The following is a 15,185-nucleotide window of genomic DNA, read 5'->3' on the forward strand; positions in this document are numbered from 1 at the left end:
GTGTTGAACAGTTCCCGTCGAACTGTCTGAACGCTTTTTATTGACCATTATTTTCAACCCCATTATTAAGCGAGCCAGGAATATTTGAACTTTCCAATTCACCCTGCTCAATCATTACCTCTTCATCTGGTTTAATTATTTCGTAACTACCAACTGAATCTTTCTGAAGCTCGTTGAATCCAGTAATGCTTAAATTACCGTTGTAATTAAACCGAAGCTCATAAGTTTTTTGTTTCTTACTTACTAAGTGGCTACCAATAAAACCATTAAGCTCACCTGTAATAACCGCTACATTTTTCTTTATGTGAATTCCCATAAGATAAAAAACGCTGCTTATGTCGTTTCTGGAAATTCGATCATAATCTAATGAAAATCGCGTTTTCATTTCGCTGTACACTGACGGATCGGTGTAATGAAGGATCGTATCGAACTGTGATTGAGCGTTTTTCTTGTGATATGTCAGCAACAATTGTGAAAAATATCGTGCCATTTGCTCAATGTATTCAGGGCTTGCTTCATTACCCTGAACAGAAAAAGGCTTATCCATTTGAGGGGGAACCACAATTGTCTTCTCGGACGTATCAGCTGTCATAACAAAGCTTGAGAGCATCACGTTAGAAGCCAATAACACTGCTGATACTCCCATCCATAAAGTGGCTTTATAGTTGGCATTTATAACTGTTGATGTGTATTTCTTTTTATCCACCGATATACTCCCGAATGTGCGATGGTATACGCTTTGATAACCAAATTTCGGATGGCGTATACCAATAAAGGATCTTCATTAATAATCCTCTACCGCCTTCCTCCTTGAGGTAGGCATAGCCACGACCAAACGCTATCGCTAACACCAACCCCATTAAAAACATATTCAACACACCGCCAACAATTAGCCAAAAAATTACCAAGATGGCGCTGTCAGCTTCCCACATGAACATCAGTGGTGGTGCATCTAGATTTCGGGGAATCCAGTAATCTTCTTCTTCCATATCCACCTCGTTTTACCATTACTCCCCCTGATTAACCTGCGGGGGTTTCGGGGGCGCAGCGCCCCGTACCGGGGGTATGGGGGAAAGGCCGTGGCCGTCCCCCATGATTAACCCTTTAAAGGCTATGCGTTACACCACCTTTAAATGGTCGCACTGGTAAACAGCGCATTAACGATAGTTGGGCCAAGAACCCCGAAAATCGCCAAAAATACACCGATTACAGCAGGCAAAGCCTTACCCGTACCTGCACCAATACCCAAGCCGATCAGACCGCCTACAATAGCGATAGAACGACCCAGATAACCTGTTGCAGCGGCATAGATAAAGTTATAAAAAGCCTGGAATTCGGTACCGCCGGTACCACCACCCGCACCAATAGAGGCTGCTAAGGCGATTTCAGGCATCAGTGCGAACGCGAGCATCAAGGTTGCTGCAAGCAAGCCCCGGCTCTGTCCTTTTTCTTGCAATGCAATTGCATCTTTCATTTTTTTACTCCATGAAGTTTAGGGTTTGAGGCTGACAAACAGACTGCCACTTAGGTCGCCTCAACCTAAAAGGCAGTATTCTTTTTACTCGACCAGATAAATCTCAACTCGACGATTTTTAGCTCGCTGCTCATCGGTACCGTTAGGTACCGCATAGCAACAACGCCCATGACCAAACGAATCAATTTTTAGAGGGTTTGCTTTAGCGGTGCTAAAAAATTCTTTCACTTTTTCAGCTCTACGAAGACCAAGCCAATCATTGTATTGCTCAGATCCAACATTATCTGTGTAACCGTGTATCTCTACATTGCTTCCATTAATCCTTTCAAGAACATCAAGAAGAAGGATTTTTGAATCTGCGTTCAGCGCCGAACTGTCAAAGTTGAAATATATGGTTGCAACTGGCGGGACATCAGGGACTTCCTTCTCTTCAACATTACCAGTCTCTGAGGCAATGATTTCATTAGACTCAGCTGAAGAAACACCTTTAATGGCTCCCTTAACAGCATCAGTAATAGGCGTGGAATCGCCGTGATTAACGGCGACATATTGAATCGGCGTTTTAGGAGTTGCTGACTCACAACCCCATGCGCCTCCATTCATATCACAAAAAACATATTCTGCCGGTTCACCATCAAGTTTCCCTGGTACCTGCTTAACACCCAACTCACTTGGTATCTGTCTGTTTGGCAGACTCGTACAACCCACCATTTGTAATACGAACATAACGCTTATAAACGCGCTCAGCATATTTTTGACGTAGCTTTTCTCTCTTTTCATTTTTACCTGTACCAGCATTGTAAGCTCCCACAGCGCGCCAGTTATTCCCAAAGACTTGAATGCTTTGAGAAAGAATCCAGGCACCGACATAAATATTCGTACATGGGTCGAATAGGTTTTGCTCAGAAAGGCCGTACTTTTCTAGCTCAGGAAACCAGAAAGAGTTGATTTGCATTAGACCAATATCACGCGATTTATCGCTATTTTGATTTACTGCAAGCGGATTCAAACTGCTTTCTTGTTCCGCTATTGAGTAGAGTAGCCAGGGATCAACTTGATAGCGCGTCCCAGCGTCAACCCAACAGTTGCTTGATGTACTTTCTGCATCCGGCAGCTCGCTAGCCAGCAGTGAACTGGTTAGCGAGAGAGCGAATATACATGAAGCCTTGCATTTGTGCAACATTTAAACAACTCAAAATAGTCTGTTCTGAACAATCAAAATACTATACTTTGAGGCATCATAACGCAAGGTTTATTGCTGTTCAACTGGCTCATGTAAAAAAACGAAGCATTTGCGAAGGTTTTTTACATCACCTGGCTTATAGGGGGATTCCAATTGTTTAATTCGTCCAGACTTCCTTTCGCGCTTATAGCGCGGCCACTCGTCTTCATTAAACAATTTCTGATAGTGCTTGAAATCAGCATCACGATCGAACAAGTAAAATACGCCTGCATAAAGCTTTTCAGAGAGTGCATTGGCATGGTTCATGAAGCTTATATAAATTCTTTTTGTGTCCTTCCTCCATCTTTCATATTCCAACGCAACCCAATAGCCACGAGGCGATTTTAAAATCGCGTCTGGCTTTTCCTGGTGATCAGGTAGATCAATATGCCTATCCCAGATAACTTCTTCAAATTGATCAAGGCGGTTCAATACAGCGTATTGAACCGCCATATCGTGAATGATATGAGAGTACCTACCAAGATGCTGCACCCTAGTAGTGGCTTTTGCAATATCGCGGCCTGCCACTTCTAAATAAGAGAGTCCCGCCCTTGTTAGCATTACATACCTCTCATTCTTGGTATGCACATTTTTGAACGACTGAATAACACCATCTTTTATTAATGAATTAAAAAAGCGATTGGAATTCACTGAGTTACTGCCAATTCGTTTCGACAGCAAGTCGATTGAAGAAAAGCGAAATTCAAGAAGCCAATCGAGTACAAGCCTTGTCTTTTCATCCTTAATAGCCCTTGGGTATCTAAGGCTTGTATCTCGTTGCTCTATCAACATAAAAAACCCCATTGTAATTTTAGTGCCTCAAGACCTGCCAGCCTATCATGCAGTGTTGTTCTGATAGCCTGGTAACAGGCGAAAAAGCTAAAGCAATTTATTGCTTTGTGCTCTTAATTCATTTGCGAAAGCAAATGATACTTGCTGTGTTGCCTGCTCCAAATCGCAGGCGTCACACAGCAGCAACCGTTCAGGTTGCGATAGTCGAACCAACTGACAATTGCGTTCAGCAAGTCAGTTGGCTCGGAGGTCGCCCCGGCGACCGGAATATGGCGCAGCCTCTCACCCTGTGAGAGGCAGACCACAAGCGCCGCCCACGGCGCGTTGGTCGATGCGGTTCTCGGCAAGGCGTCCAGCCTTAGACGGGAACTTGCATTCAAGCTCGCCCCAGCGAGTGAAGGATGCAACCAGAAGGACGTCAGACGAGCGCCCACGCTCGGATGAAGAATGTGGAAGCGAAGCGGTGCCCCCAGGCATCCACGTTCTGTACGGCCTGCCGCCGTCGAGGGGAGTGACAACGAGCCTTGACCCCCCGCTTTCGGTGGTTGGGCGTCCAGCCCAATCGTGAATAGCCAACAGCGGGACTTGTCCCAATGGCTATGAAACGACGAGGATTGGAGCGAAGCGTATTGACGAAGCCCCGCAAAGCGGGGGGTCAAGGCTCGGTCGGTCACGACTGAGACGAAGACGGCGGCAGGGTGAATTGTAAACGGCGCTCGCGTCCAGCGAGCATAGTGCGACAAGAGGGATTTATCCCTATTACTAAGCAGGGCGCTCCCCTGCGTGTAATGGTGAATTTTCCGTAAGAACCTCGTCCAGAGGGGCTTTAAGGGAAAGAGGCGTAGCCTAGCACATAAGGCGGCGCTCCCGCCTGGCGTGCCAACAGCGAAGTACGATGCATTGTACGCGGAAGCGTTTTGCATTGTTACTGAGTCCTCTATTTATCGTCATTCTAATGCACAATTTTACCATCAAATTTACATACAATAAAGATTGATGATAAGATTGCACTAGAAAATGATGGTAAAAAGGTGTATTTGGCCGTCTTTTTTCCGGTCGGAAAAAATTAGGCTAAAACAAAATGAGGACAAGCAATGGCAACATCACAAACTGAGTACGCTGTGCTCAACTGGTTCGGCCAAGTGAATTACTCGCTAATGGAATGGACGAATGACTTTTGGTGGCCTGTATGGGCTGGAATAATCTTTATTGGCTGCCTTATAAGCATGGCTCCACTAAGCACTCACCACGAGCAACCCTTTTACCAAATTATCTTTGTATGGGTGCGGCGAGTAATTTTGTGGTTAGGAGTTATTTTAATTGCATTACCTTTTGTCATGCTTTACCTCTACGATATGACAATGCAAAACCAGCTGGCTGACAGCCAACAGGCTTGGCTAAGTTGGTTTTTAAATCTCGCAAAACAAAATTGGTTTATTATCTTTAGCTCCGCCGCCTCTGGGTGGATGCTTCGATTTATGTTTAAACGCTACGCGCTTCCTGCTTGGTCTGGTGTTCTTCGCCGCCTCAGAAACAAACAAACTGACGACAGCCCAACAGACATACGACAAGAATCCAGTCGGTTTACTGCTAAAGATTTCCTCCCTTCCAAGCATTATAAAAAGAATTCCATTTTGATCGGTTTGGATGAGAATAATAAACCTATTCATGTTCCTTCAGATACTTGGTATGAAACTAACATGCAAGTAATTGGGCCTACTCGATACGGTAAAGGTGTGATTATGGGTGGCTTAATGGATCAAGCAATAAGAAGGGGTGACAGCCTTTTCTATATTGACCCTAAAAAGGATAAGTTTGCTCCTCACGTAATGTACCAAGCCTGTTTAGCAACAGGCCGTAAATTCTACTATGTGACATTGCATGACGATGGAATCGGCAAATGGGCACCATTTGCTGGCGGCACAGATCGTGACGCCTTAACGAGGCTTGAATCTGCATTCGGATTGGAATTTACAGGAGATCCAGGAACAGATTATTACAAGTCTCAAGAACGCAAAGAGCTTGAGAAAGCCTTTCAAAAGACAAGAAATGTTGACGGCCTAAAAACCCTCATGGAAGACACTGAAGCCAACCGAATAAATGCTGAATTAGCCAGGTGGTCAAATGTTAAGAGCCTCTGCCCTAAAAAAGGCTCTGGCTTCAGCATAGAAAAGGCTTTGAAAGAAGGCGCTGTTGTGTATGTCCAAGGAAGCCTGGACGATTCAGTTGTAAAAACCGCTACCAAGATATTCATTACAGAATTAATTCAAGAAGCTCGTCGTTTAGATAAAGATAGAGACACGCATTTAACCGCTGTTATTGATGAGGTCAGTTTCTTGGCATCGAAAACACTAGCCCAGGCTCTGGCTACCGCAGTAGGATTCCGAGTTAATTTTGTACTCGCCTACCAATCCCAGAACGACCTCCTGAACATAGACGACAAAACTGTGAATCCAAAATATGTTCATCAAAGCATAAATGTGAACTCACAAATAAAAGCTGTTTATGGTGGCGCAGATTTTGAGACTGCTGAATGGGCTGCAAACTTATCGGGTACTATTGTTAAAGAAGTTACAAAAATGGAGAAAACTGATATTAGCGGTACCGGCGGCGAGACATGGGAAAATCAACGCACCGTAGGTGCCCAAGAGGAAAACTACATAAACACAAACATGGTGCTCTCTTTACCGCCTAGAGTGTGTGTATTTGTTCAACCAAGACATTTGGCATCGGTATGCTTTTCTTCATTTGTTCCTGTAAAAGACATGGAAGTTCTAACAAACTTTCTAGACCACAAAGACAAGGTATACACACCACAAGAGAAACCACTAAACACAACAGAAAACCCTAAAAACGAGGGTGATGAAAATCCAATTTCGCTAGCGAAAGAGAACTCAACACCCAAAGAAAAACAACCTAGTAAACTGGCTCAAATACTTCCTTTCAAAAAGAATGAGGATAAAAAACCTCCCCTTGTTAGTGATCAATGCACACCGTCTGAAACGAAGGAAATAGGTGATGAAGACTTTTTCAAAGAAAAAGAAAACATAGCCAAACCGAAGCCAAAAGAAAAAACCGAAGCAAAACCTAAGCCCCTACAAAAAGAAAAGCAGGCCAAAAGCAATGACGTACAACAGGACGTTAATCAAGCTGATTCAAACCAAAAACCAGCTGAACAAGAAAAACCAGAACAAAAGACAGAAGATAAAGTAGACCCTGAAGCAGAAAAGAAAAAACAAAGAAATAAAGCAAGGAAGGCAAAACAAAAAGCCAAAAAGCAGAACGCTTCACAAGATGATAAAAAACCAGTTTCGCTAGCGAAACCAGCAAACGAAGACAACAAAGAAACTCATAAAGAGGAAGGTTTGAAGGCTGAAATTTCTGATGATTTCGCAATGGATTTCGGTGAATTAAGTCTTGAAACAGATGAAAATACTATGAGTCTTCTAAACGACCTGGAAGAGGAAGAAGACAAATAAAAAGGGGCTTTTGCCCCTCTTTATCGACACATACAACCACTCATTGATCAATCAGTCTCAACAACCCACTCTTTAAACTTTTCAACATAACTTTTCATAATTGCAGGACTGGCTTTCCGCCAGTCCGGGTCATGGCGATCCATCATTGAAGAGTAACCTGTCTTATCTATAAGTTTCACAAATTCTTCATGGCCAAATTGCAACTTAAATGGAGCTGGTTTGCCCTGCTCTTTGCCTTCGGATTTCGCTAGCGAAACTGAACCTCCCTCCCCTTGCTCCTCTTTGGCACTCGGCTTTTTGTCATAGCGCTTACGAGCGAAGAACTCTTTAGCATTGAACTCACCGCTTTCTATCAATTCAATAGCTTGTTGCTTCTTGTCAGACCGCAAACCGGAAATTTTCTTCAACAATGAATAGTCGCGTAATTTTCCATCCCTGGCCAAAGCTCTAATCTCAGGCTCATACTTCAGAATTGCGGTGTTTTTACTTACCCAGGACGGGCTAACACCAAGCTCCTGAGCGGCTTGCTCGATTGCGTTTGTTACCCCCTGTTCTTTCAAGTATTCGATACGACCATTAATGAACTCAGCCTTTTCAACTGGATTAAGATCCTGACGGTGAAGGTTTTCTGTCAACTGGTGAGCGTAAATCGCATCATCCGTTAGGGCGTTCTCATCCTCAATAATTACAGCCGGAATAGTGTCTTTACCGGCTTTCTGTGAAGCCTGCCAACGACGCTCCCCAGCGATGATCATAAATGCTGGTTTACCTATGCTAGCTTCAGGGTTTCGCCTTACTCTGATTGGCTGAATTACCCCGACTGCTGCAATGCTGTTTGAGAGTTCTTCTAATTTTTCTTCGTCAAAATCTTTCCGAGGCTGATTCGGATCTGGAATCAGATCATCAAGTTTTATATTTTCAAGTTTTTCCATTTTTATTCCCTAATGGTTGCCAGTTTCGCTAGCGAAACTGAAAGAGTGCTATGAGATTATACATGGCTAAGATAACGAGACATACCCGTCAAAATATAATACTATGATAAATCAAAACACACCAAAATGAAAAAAGGGATTGTGATGAAATTAATGATCGTAGAAAGTCCTAATAAGATTAAGAAGATCAAGGGTTATTTAGGTGATGGATGGAAGGTATCTGCCAGTGTCGGTCATATTCGAGACTTACCCGATAAAGAAATGGGAGTGGAGCCGCCCTACTTCAAACCCAAATACGTTGTTAGCCCAGACAAGAAAAAAGTTGTAAGTGAACTTAAAAAACTAGCCAGCGTAGCTAGTGAGGTTTATTTGGCAACTGACCCAGATCGGGAAGGCGAAGCAATTGCGTACCACCTCAAGGACTGCCTTAATCTAAATAATCCTAAGCGAGTTACCTTTAGTGAAATTACAAAAACCGCAATAGGCAAAGCACTTCAAAACTGTAGGTCGATAGATGACGACCTGGTAGCAGCTCAAGAATCAAGAAGGGTGCTTGATAGAATAGTTGGATACCACCTTAGCCCCCTTCTTTCCAGTCAAGCAGGTATTCCTCTTAGTGCTGGCCGAGTCCAATCCCCAGCTGTAAAGCTAACCGTGTTAAGGGAGCGAGAAATACGACAATTTAGCAAGCGAAATTATTATGTCGTTGAAATCGAATTAGAAAACGGGCTAAAGGCCACTATCGACGCTAAAGGTTGGTGTGATGATAACAAGCACATATTTTCCAAAGAAGTGGCAGAGGCAATCGCAAGCATTGATTCAGTAGTTGTAACCAAAGCAATTACTGAAGATAAATCATCGAAACCCCGCCCCCCTTTCACAACCTCAACTTTACAACAAGCAGCATCGAGCATACTTAAATTTACTCCTGCAAATACGATGAAGTACGCACAAGCGCTATTTGAACAAGGCGCTATTTCATATCACAGAACAGACACACCAAACTTATCTGAAGACGCATTCAATCTTTTTAAAGATCACCTAAACGAGATTGGTAAAGACACTCAAGAAGTCCAATTAAAGTGGGCAACTAAAGAAAGCGCCCAGGAAGCACATGAAGCGATTAGACCGACCAACCCATCTGAAAATAACTGCGGCGAAACAGAGCCTCAAAGAAAACTATATCAACTTATTCTTGAAAGGACTCTAGCCAGTGTAATGCCCCCTGCAATTGACACAGTGACAAGCATTGAATTCACCAGCACTGAAGAAATTCAGACTAGCGATACAGTTTCGCTAGCGAAATTCACAGTTTCAGGAAAGGTCGAAAAATATAAAGGATGGCGATCAATCTGCGAAATAGAGAAACCTGGTGCATTGAGCGGCCAATTACCAGCTTCAGTCAACGAAGGCGAAGAACACCAAGTAAAAGCCCTTGTAGTTACAAAATCCACGGAACCACCATCCAGATTCACCGAGGCTTCCCTTATCAAAGCTCTTGAGAAATTAGGGATCGGACGCCCATCTACGTACGCAAGCATCATGGAAAACATCAAAAATCGCGGTTACATCGTAATTGGTGATGGTACAAAGAAAAAAGACAATAAAATAAGACCAACCGAAACAGGCGAAATGATAGTCGATGCCCTTGATGTTATGACATTTATGAATCTGGACTATACCCGTATTTTAGAGGGGCATCTTGATAAGATAGCTGCGGGGAAGTCCAATTACGTTCAACTCGTTAAGTCTGTTTACTCAACAATAACAAGTGAATCTCAAAAAGTCGGGATAAAATCACTCGTCGAAACGGAAGACTGCCCTCTATGTGACAACCCTGTGAAGCGTTTGAAGTCGAAAAAGAAGGGAGTTGGTTACTTCTGGGTTCATATTAATGAAGAACACGGCTGTGAAGACTTCCTAGACGATGATAACGGCATTCCAGTGTTCAGAGAAAAGTACGATTCTCCTGTAGCTGATTGCCCCGACTGCGGGAATGAAATCAAACGGCTCAAGAAAAAGGATACTGAAGACGAATACTTTTGGGTGCATTCAGATGAAAAACACGCGAAGAATTGTGTCAAGTTTATTAGGGATGAAGAGGGCAGTCCTGTTGTTGTTAAAGATGAATCTAGTGAATGCCCTAACTGCGGAAAACCTCTTATCCGTCGATATTCAAAAGCTAAAGAATTCCATTTTTGGGTTCATCAAACTGAATCAAACGAAAAAGGATGCCATAAATTCATTAACGACGAAGATGGAAAGCCTGTGGTAGAGCAGGGGGCTTAAATGTTTGGGTTTACTTTATTCCAGGGAAAACAGCGTAAGAAAATCGAAAGAAGCGTAGCTATCACAAATAAAGCTACGCTTCCGATTAAAAAAGGCTATCCGATAGCCTCTTGCTGCAATGGCAACATTCATCAAGGCTCAACATTATTTTATGACGTTGATGGTGTGTTGCACCCCAATGATGTAGGCAACCTTTCCTGTATAAGCCATTTGGTTTCGATCATTAATAAAGTTCCTTCTCTTCAATTGATCATGTCATCCAACTGGCGCGAGACAATGGATGAAGAATTTTTTGAAAGAGTTTTTCCTAATGAAATCTTAGAGCGCACGATAGGCTTCACCCCCGTACTGGAAACGTACCCATACAGGCGACAACGCGAGATAGAGGCATTTGCTGCTCATTTTGGTCTTAACAGGTACCTCTGCATTGACGATCAGGAACGCCTGTACGAGCCAGGATGGCCGAATCTTTACGCCATTGACCGAAGCCGTGGCCTCGATGAAAAAAGCTCTGAGAACATTGTGAGTTACTTCATAGAGGGCGAAGAATGATTGTACAGCGCATCAAAGACCAGGAACTTATGACGTGGGAACAGTGTGATATAAAAGATATACGGAAAGGGGACGTGTTCTACACGATAGATAACGGCCTGAAAGGGCCAATACTTATTGCCGACGACAGCGCAGAGCAAGTACCGCACCCTAAACATAGACGCAAGATGGTGTGGAGCGTCAAAACAAAGCCTTTCTAACCCACAATTCTTCGGTGTGTACCATTTTCAATAGAGTGGTGCACATCCTTATTCCCCATTAGCGCAGCACCATCAGCTTCAACTTCTAAAAGCATTTCAACCGGCACAAAGATCCCAAGCTGATCCAGCTTAGATTTGTATGGTTCCAGGCTTTTAGGGTGTGTGACTTGTTCGTAGAGATTACTGTAAATGTACAGATCTTCCTCCTGGCTAGCGTTTTCAATTACCATGAAAAACCCACCTAACGGCCTGTCATACCCTATTAAAACGGTTATAGCGTTACCCTGGTATTCAGTATTGAAGTAGTGCCTCGACATTATTTATCCTCCTTCATTCTGGCTTCATTCATGGCCACTAATTCTTTATCCAGGGCTTCGACCTTAGCGGTCAGCTGGCCGTTCGTTCGGGAAAGCTCTACTTGCTCCTGGTGTAAGGCATCAAGCTTTTCTACCGCTTGCCTACCGTCCTGACGGCATTCTTTCAGATCGCTCTTCAGATTGGCAATGGTTTCCTGAAGGTCAGTAACTCTTTGCTGCAAAGCAATATTTTTATTACTTTCTTCGTTTAACTGACTTCGGAGTAGGTCATTTTCATCGTGGAATGATGCCATCTGATCATCACGCAACATAACCTGGGACTCCAAAAGTTCAATTTCCCTTAAAGCCTCATCACGTTCATTGTTCGCACTGTCGATACTTGATCGACTCTCTTCTTTTAGTTTTTCAAACTGCGCCGAAGCTAATGACGAAGCGGCCTTCCATAAGTCAACGCCAAATCGTTCCAGGGCAGATTTAACATCAGAAGGCATTTCCAACACAGCAACAGTAGTAGCCTCACGATCCTCCTTCCATTTCCGTAATACCGGCGAAATCGTTGCAAACGAACCGCCACCAAGTCGCTCACGAACTGATTGCATACTAGGGTTGATCCCTTCAGAAACAAGAGCCTCAGCCGCCTCAATAATTTGGTCTTTGCTAATCGCCATAAGTCACCTACCGTATGTAATTGTATGTATGTAGTATACATACCCATACATACAAAACAAGGCATCCTCAACCGTAATTTCGCTAGCGAAACTGGGAGGGCGTGATTTGAACTAGATCGGATTCAATCAAGCTATGAGCCAATTTGACAAATTCTGCCCAGGGCTAAGATTAAGGGGAGTCTAAGATTAAGGGGAGTGAAACTAAGAAAGCAGATCAGCAAAGATAGCCAGTATTAATTTGAACACTAGCAACGAATTGAGATGCCAAAGAGGGGACTAGAATACTTCGATCAGGATTTACGATTTAGGGGGTTCAATTTTTCTTTTAATCCGGCCTGCACAGCATCCCGGTACATAAAGTACAAGACAACTGCAAACATGAAATTGAGATAATAAATCACAAATAGATCCAAAACTCTGAAGTAACACTGAATCCCAAACCAGCCAAGAATTACAACTTTTAAACCTGCAATTCCTTTGATACCAAGTTTTTGATAAAAAAAACGTGCAATGAAATTCCATTCTTTCCCGCCGTTTTCTAGGATGATTTTTGTAATAAAAAGGTCAACAGCATTAAGAGTAATGAATAGAACGTAACCTAAAAGCATCCAATCATGTAACGTCATAAAGAACCTATATTTTATTATCTATAATTCACAATAGTAGCTCATAGCTAACAATGTGCAGAATTCATGTTGTGGACAGCTCTTCGAGTCATGTGCATTGAATGAGGACGATCCCTACGGGACGTATGGACAAACAATGAATGGCAAAAAACGCCATTCACAATTTGCCCACACTATCGACCACAATCACTACACATTCTGACCACAACTCAGTGAGCAATAACAACGAACAAATAGTTAATATTTAATCTAAGTAGGTTTTGGAATACGCAACAACAACCTACGAATAATCTCTAAAGCATCAACTGTTTCAGAAAAGTTTAAATTAATTTGGATAGGTTTAACTGGAGAACTATTCTGAATATGAGAATCCCGCTCACTGGCACCTGAAATAGCTTCGAGGTCTAAATAATTCCCAAGCACCTTAGAGCGGGCAGGTATCTGATGTGCACCATAATTAACATTCTCTTCTTGGCTATTTTCTTCCCTCAAGTTGGTTATTTGGGACGGTTTCTCTTGTACTTCCTCGATGATATGCAGGTACTTTGCTACGGTTTGCCTGGATAGCCTTGAAATGCGGCCTATAGCCACTTGTGTGAGCTTTTCGCCCTTATTCAGGAGAAGGTTTGCAGCGGCGCGAATTTTGGATTCTGTGGCCTTCTGACGAGTCTCATGTGTTCTTTTTGCGGAGAGCGTTTGTTTTTCTTTTAGTGAAAGAGAGTCAGGTAAACCCATAACCCCTCTGTGGCACCTGCTTGTGCCGGTGTAACGATCCCACGTCCATCTAGCGACGGATTTAACAGTTGCTTTGACTTGGGCAACAGAAAGGTTCATCGAAAACCCTCTGTTCCGGTAGTGGTTCTTGTTATGGGCATAGGCATCCAACAGTCTGCAAAACCCTTTGTACGTTCCTTGTTCTCGCTCTCTGTTCACAATTGAGTATGCGTAATACCTCAAATCTTCGAACAATAGGCAATGCCTAGAGTGTGAAACAGAATCAAGATCAGGCCCGGTTCCCCAAAGCGGTTTGACTGGTAGATCAACGTAATCCGATAGTTCACCCAAATCATAAATGTGATTGTGTACCTCCCACGTCCCCCACCAAGGGTGGCCTGGTGTTTTAGCAACTGGGCCACTGTATGAAGGGTCTGCATCCAGTCTTGCAGCCATAGCTTCGTACACAGCCTTCATGTATTGAATAGGCTTGGATCTTGCGTTTTCAGTGGTGCAAACAGGCGGGATAGCGTAGTACAGGTGGGCGTGGCCATTCTTTTTATTAGTCACGACTATATTCGGGGCGGGCAAGCCTTCATCTTCCCAAATAAGCGGGTTTGAATGGTCTAAATCAAAGATCAGCCATGAAACCATCCCTGGGCGATTGACCTGCATATAGGGGTAACGAAGGGCATACTCTCGCGGCCTAACCTTTGAAGCCGTTTTGTTACCAGAACAACGAGGCAAATAGGGAGCTTCATTAAGCAGCCTGTTAAGGGCCGTATCCGGCGTGAAAAATCGCTCTTGTTGAGCAAGCGCAGTCGATTGACTCACATTTTCCCCCGATGTACGGGGGATTTATTCTGTAGGAACCCCATTTTTACCCCAAAAACTTGCAAAGGGGTTTAGTCCTACCTAGAATAGAAGGACGTGCTTATGCCGTTTCGCCAAAAACAGCATAGCGCCCTGGTAAGGTAGGACTAAACCAGTGAATGTACGGATGATGTACCGCTAAAGCGGTTTAGGTACTGGAAGATCTACATTACGGATAACTCCTTATTCTTTGGTCGCCAAACCAAAGACGTTATAAGTGCCAGGGTGCCAACCCTAGCTAAAGCACTCGCCAAAGTGCCAACCAAATTAAAACGCATCATTGACCCACCTTTTGGTGGGTTTTTGCTTTCTGCTCACCTTGATCCGATACCCCAGACTCTTTGCGAACAGCCAACACAAATAACTGGAAGCGATTAACATCCAGTTGATACAACACATGAAAATTATCAACCTTTACTAATCGACATCCGGGAAGGTCTGGCTCTAAAGCCAGCCCTACATCCATAGGATCAGACACAATCAAGGAATCAATGATCTTCAGCACCCTGCCAGCATCGCTTTTCCCAAGATGCTCAAGATCATTAATTACATCAGCGTGATAAGTCGCAATCCATGCTTGGGGCATGACTTAAAACCCCAGGCTCTGTTGAAGTTCTTCACGCCCAATACGATCATTGGCAGCGCCACCTCCCAGCCTGTGAAGGGCGACAACTTCTGTGCGAAGCTTCTCGATCTCATCAAGCATGGTTTCAAACGTGGCAATGTTAAGAACTACAGCGATTGGTTCGCTCTTTCGTAGAACCACTAGGCGGTCACTTTCAGATGAAGCAACTTTATCGAAAAGGCCGGAACCTCTTCGAGCAAGATCAGTTAGATTTACTAACTGATCTGAGCGTTCAATTAATGCAGGCATCATAATCACCCAATCTAATACACAAAACAATGTGTACTATAGATACCAAAAACAACAAAATCAATAATTTTGATAGCTCAAATTTACCAACATTCTACGGCAGAGTTTGCTTGGTCACACATAAGCAACCTGGCCACCGCTACTATGTGACCAATGCCACTGGTCACTCCGGA

Annotated in this window: 17 protein-coding genes; 4 read left to right on the forward strand and 13 right to left on the reverse strand. The window is 43.5% G+C overall.

Features of this window, described 5'->3' with window-relative positions:
• Positions 1-37: 37 nt before the first annotated feature.
• From traE to J8M00_RS27010, 6 genes are all read right to left on the reverse strand, one after another.
• Positions 38-706: a type IV conjugative transfer system protein TraE gene (gene traE, locus J8M00_RS26985; protein WP_211013459.1), complete on the reverse strand. Its 669-nt coding sequence runs from the start codon at positions 704-706 to the stop codon at positions 38-40.
• Positions 699-989, reverse strand: a complete 291-nt coding sequence (traL, locus tag J8M00_RS26990) for a type IV conjugative transfer system protein TraL (RefSeq protein ID WP_211013460.1) — start codon at positions 987-989, stop codon at positions 699-701. Before traL ends, traE begins: the two co-directional genes overlap by 8 nt.
• A gap of 140 nt (positions 990-1,129) precedes the next feature.
• Positions 1,130-1,474, reverse strand: a complete 345-nt coding sequence (locus tag J8M00_RS26995; RefSeq protein ID WP_211013461.1) for a conjugal transfer protein TraB — start codon at positions 1,472-1,474, stop codon at positions 1,130-1,132.
• 84 nt (positions 1,475-1,558) lie between these two features.
• Positions 1,559-2,185: an OmpA family protein gene (locus J8M00_RS27000; RefSeq protein WP_211013462.1), complete on the reverse strand. Its 627-nt coding sequence runs from the start codon at positions 2,183-2,185 to the stop codon at positions 1,559-1,561.
• Positions 2,142-2,657, reverse strand: a complete 516-nt coding sequence (locus tag J8M00_RS27005; RefSeq protein WP_211013463.1) for a lytic transglycosylase domain-containing protein — start codon at positions 2,655-2,657, stop codon at positions 2,142-2,144. The genes J8M00_RS27000 and J8M00_RS27005 overlap by 44 nt, the downstream gene beginning before the upstream one ends.
• 69 nt (positions 2,658-2,726) lie before the next feature.
• Positions 2,727-3,488 (reverse strand): hypothetical protein, encoded by a 762-nt coding sequence (locus J8M00_RS27010; RefSeq protein WP_211013464.1) that lies wholly within the window; start codon positions 3,486-3,488, stop codon positions 2,727-2,729.
• A 1,094-nt stretch (positions 3,489-4,582) separates the two neighbouring features.
• Between J8M00_RS27010 and J8M00_RS27015 the strand changes: the two genes are divergently transcribed.
• The gene (locus tag J8M00_RS27015) at positions 4,583-6,967 is read left to right on the forward strand and encodes a TraM recognition domain-containing protein (protein ID WP_211013465.1); all 2,385 of its coding nucleotides are present in this window, start codon (positions 4,583-4,585) and stop codon (positions 6,965-6,967) included.
• Between the two features lie 47 nt (positions 6,968-7,014).
• Here the strand turns inward: J8M00_RS27015 and J8M00_RS27020 are convergent, their stop codons facing one another.
• Positions 7,015-7,899, reverse strand: coding sequence for a ParB/RepB/Spo0J family partition protein (locus tag J8M00_RS27020; RefSeq protein WP_211013466.1), 885 nt, complete (start codon positions 7,897-7,899; stop codon positions 7,015-7,017).
• Positions 7,900-8,043: 144 nt separating this feature from the next.
• Between J8M00_RS27020 and topA the strand changes: the two genes are divergently transcribed.
• The 3 genes from topA to J8M00_RS27035 are packed head-to-tail and all read left to right on the forward strand — an operon-like array spanning position 8,044 to position 10,940.
• On the forward strand, positions 8,044-10,188 hold the full coding sequence (gene topA, locus J8M00_RS27025; protein ID WP_211013467.1) for a type I DNA topoisomerase: 2,145 nt from the start codon (positions 8,044-8,046) through the stop codon (positions 10,186-10,188).
• On the forward strand, positions 10,189-10,740 hold the full coding sequence (locus J8M00_RS27030) for an HAD domain-containing protein (RefSeq protein ID WP_211013468.1): 552 nt from the start codon (positions 10,189-10,191) through the stop codon (positions 10,738-10,740).
• Positions 10,737-10,940 carry a hypothetical protein gene (locus tag J8M00_RS27035; RefSeq protein WP_211013469.1) on the forward strand — a complete coding sequence of 68 codons (204 nt, stop codon included), beginning with the start codon at positions 10,737-10,739 and terminating at the stop codon, positions 10,938-10,940. Before J8M00_RS27030 ends, J8M00_RS27035 begins: the two co-directional genes overlap by 4 nt.
• Here J8M00_RS27035 and J8M00_RS27040 read toward each other — a convergent pair.
• From J8M00_RS27040 to J8M00_RS27065, 6 genes are all read right to left on the reverse strand, one after another.
• The gene (locus tag J8M00_RS27040) at positions 10,937-11,257 is read right to left on the reverse strand and encodes a hypothetical protein (RefSeq protein ID WP_211013470.1); all 321 of its coding nucleotides are present in this window, start codon (positions 11,255-11,257) and stop codon (positions 10,937-10,939) included. The genes J8M00_RS27035 and J8M00_RS27040 overlap by 4 nt on opposite strands.
• The gene (locus J8M00_RS27045; RefSeq protein ID WP_211013471.1) at positions 11,257-11,925 is read right to left on the reverse strand and encodes a DNA-binding protein; all 669 of its coding nucleotides are present in this window, start codon (positions 11,923-11,925) and stop codon (positions 11,257-11,259) included. The genes J8M00_RS27040 and J8M00_RS27045 overlap by 1 nt, the downstream gene beginning before the upstream one ends.
• 290 nt (positions 11,926-12,215) lie before the next feature.
• Positions 12,216-12,551 carry a DUF5658 family protein gene (locus tag J8M00_RS27050; protein WP_211013472.1) on the reverse strand — a complete coding sequence of 112 codons (336 nt, stop codon included), beginning with the start codon at positions 12,549-12,551 and terminating at the stop codon, positions 12,216-12,218.
• Positions 12,552-12,800: 249 nt separating this feature from the next.
• The gene (locus J8M00_RS27055; protein WP_211013473.1) at positions 12,801-14,099 is read right to left on the reverse strand and encodes a replication initiation protein; all 1,299 of its coding nucleotides are present in this window, start codon (positions 14,097-14,099) and stop codon (positions 12,801-12,803) included.
• 316 nt (positions 14,100-14,415) lie between these two features.
• A complete protein-coding gene (locus J8M00_RS27060; protein WP_211013474.1) occupies positions 14,416-14,724 on the reverse strand; it encodes a hypothetical protein in 309 nt (102 codons plus the stop codon).
• 3 nt (positions 14,725-14,727) lie between these two features.
• On the reverse strand, positions 14,728-15,021 hold the full coding sequence (locus J8M00_RS27065) for a hypothetical protein (protein ID WP_211013475.1): 294 nt from the start codon (positions 15,019-15,021) through the stop codon (positions 14,728-14,730).
• Positions 15,022-15,185 lie beyond the last annotated feature (164 nt).

This window comes from Pseudoalteromonas luteoviolacea, from assembly GCF_018100925.1.
Lineage (GTDB): Bacteria > Pseudomonadota > Gammaproteobacteria > Enterobacterales > Alteromonadaceae > Pseudoalteromonas > Pseudoalteromonas obscura.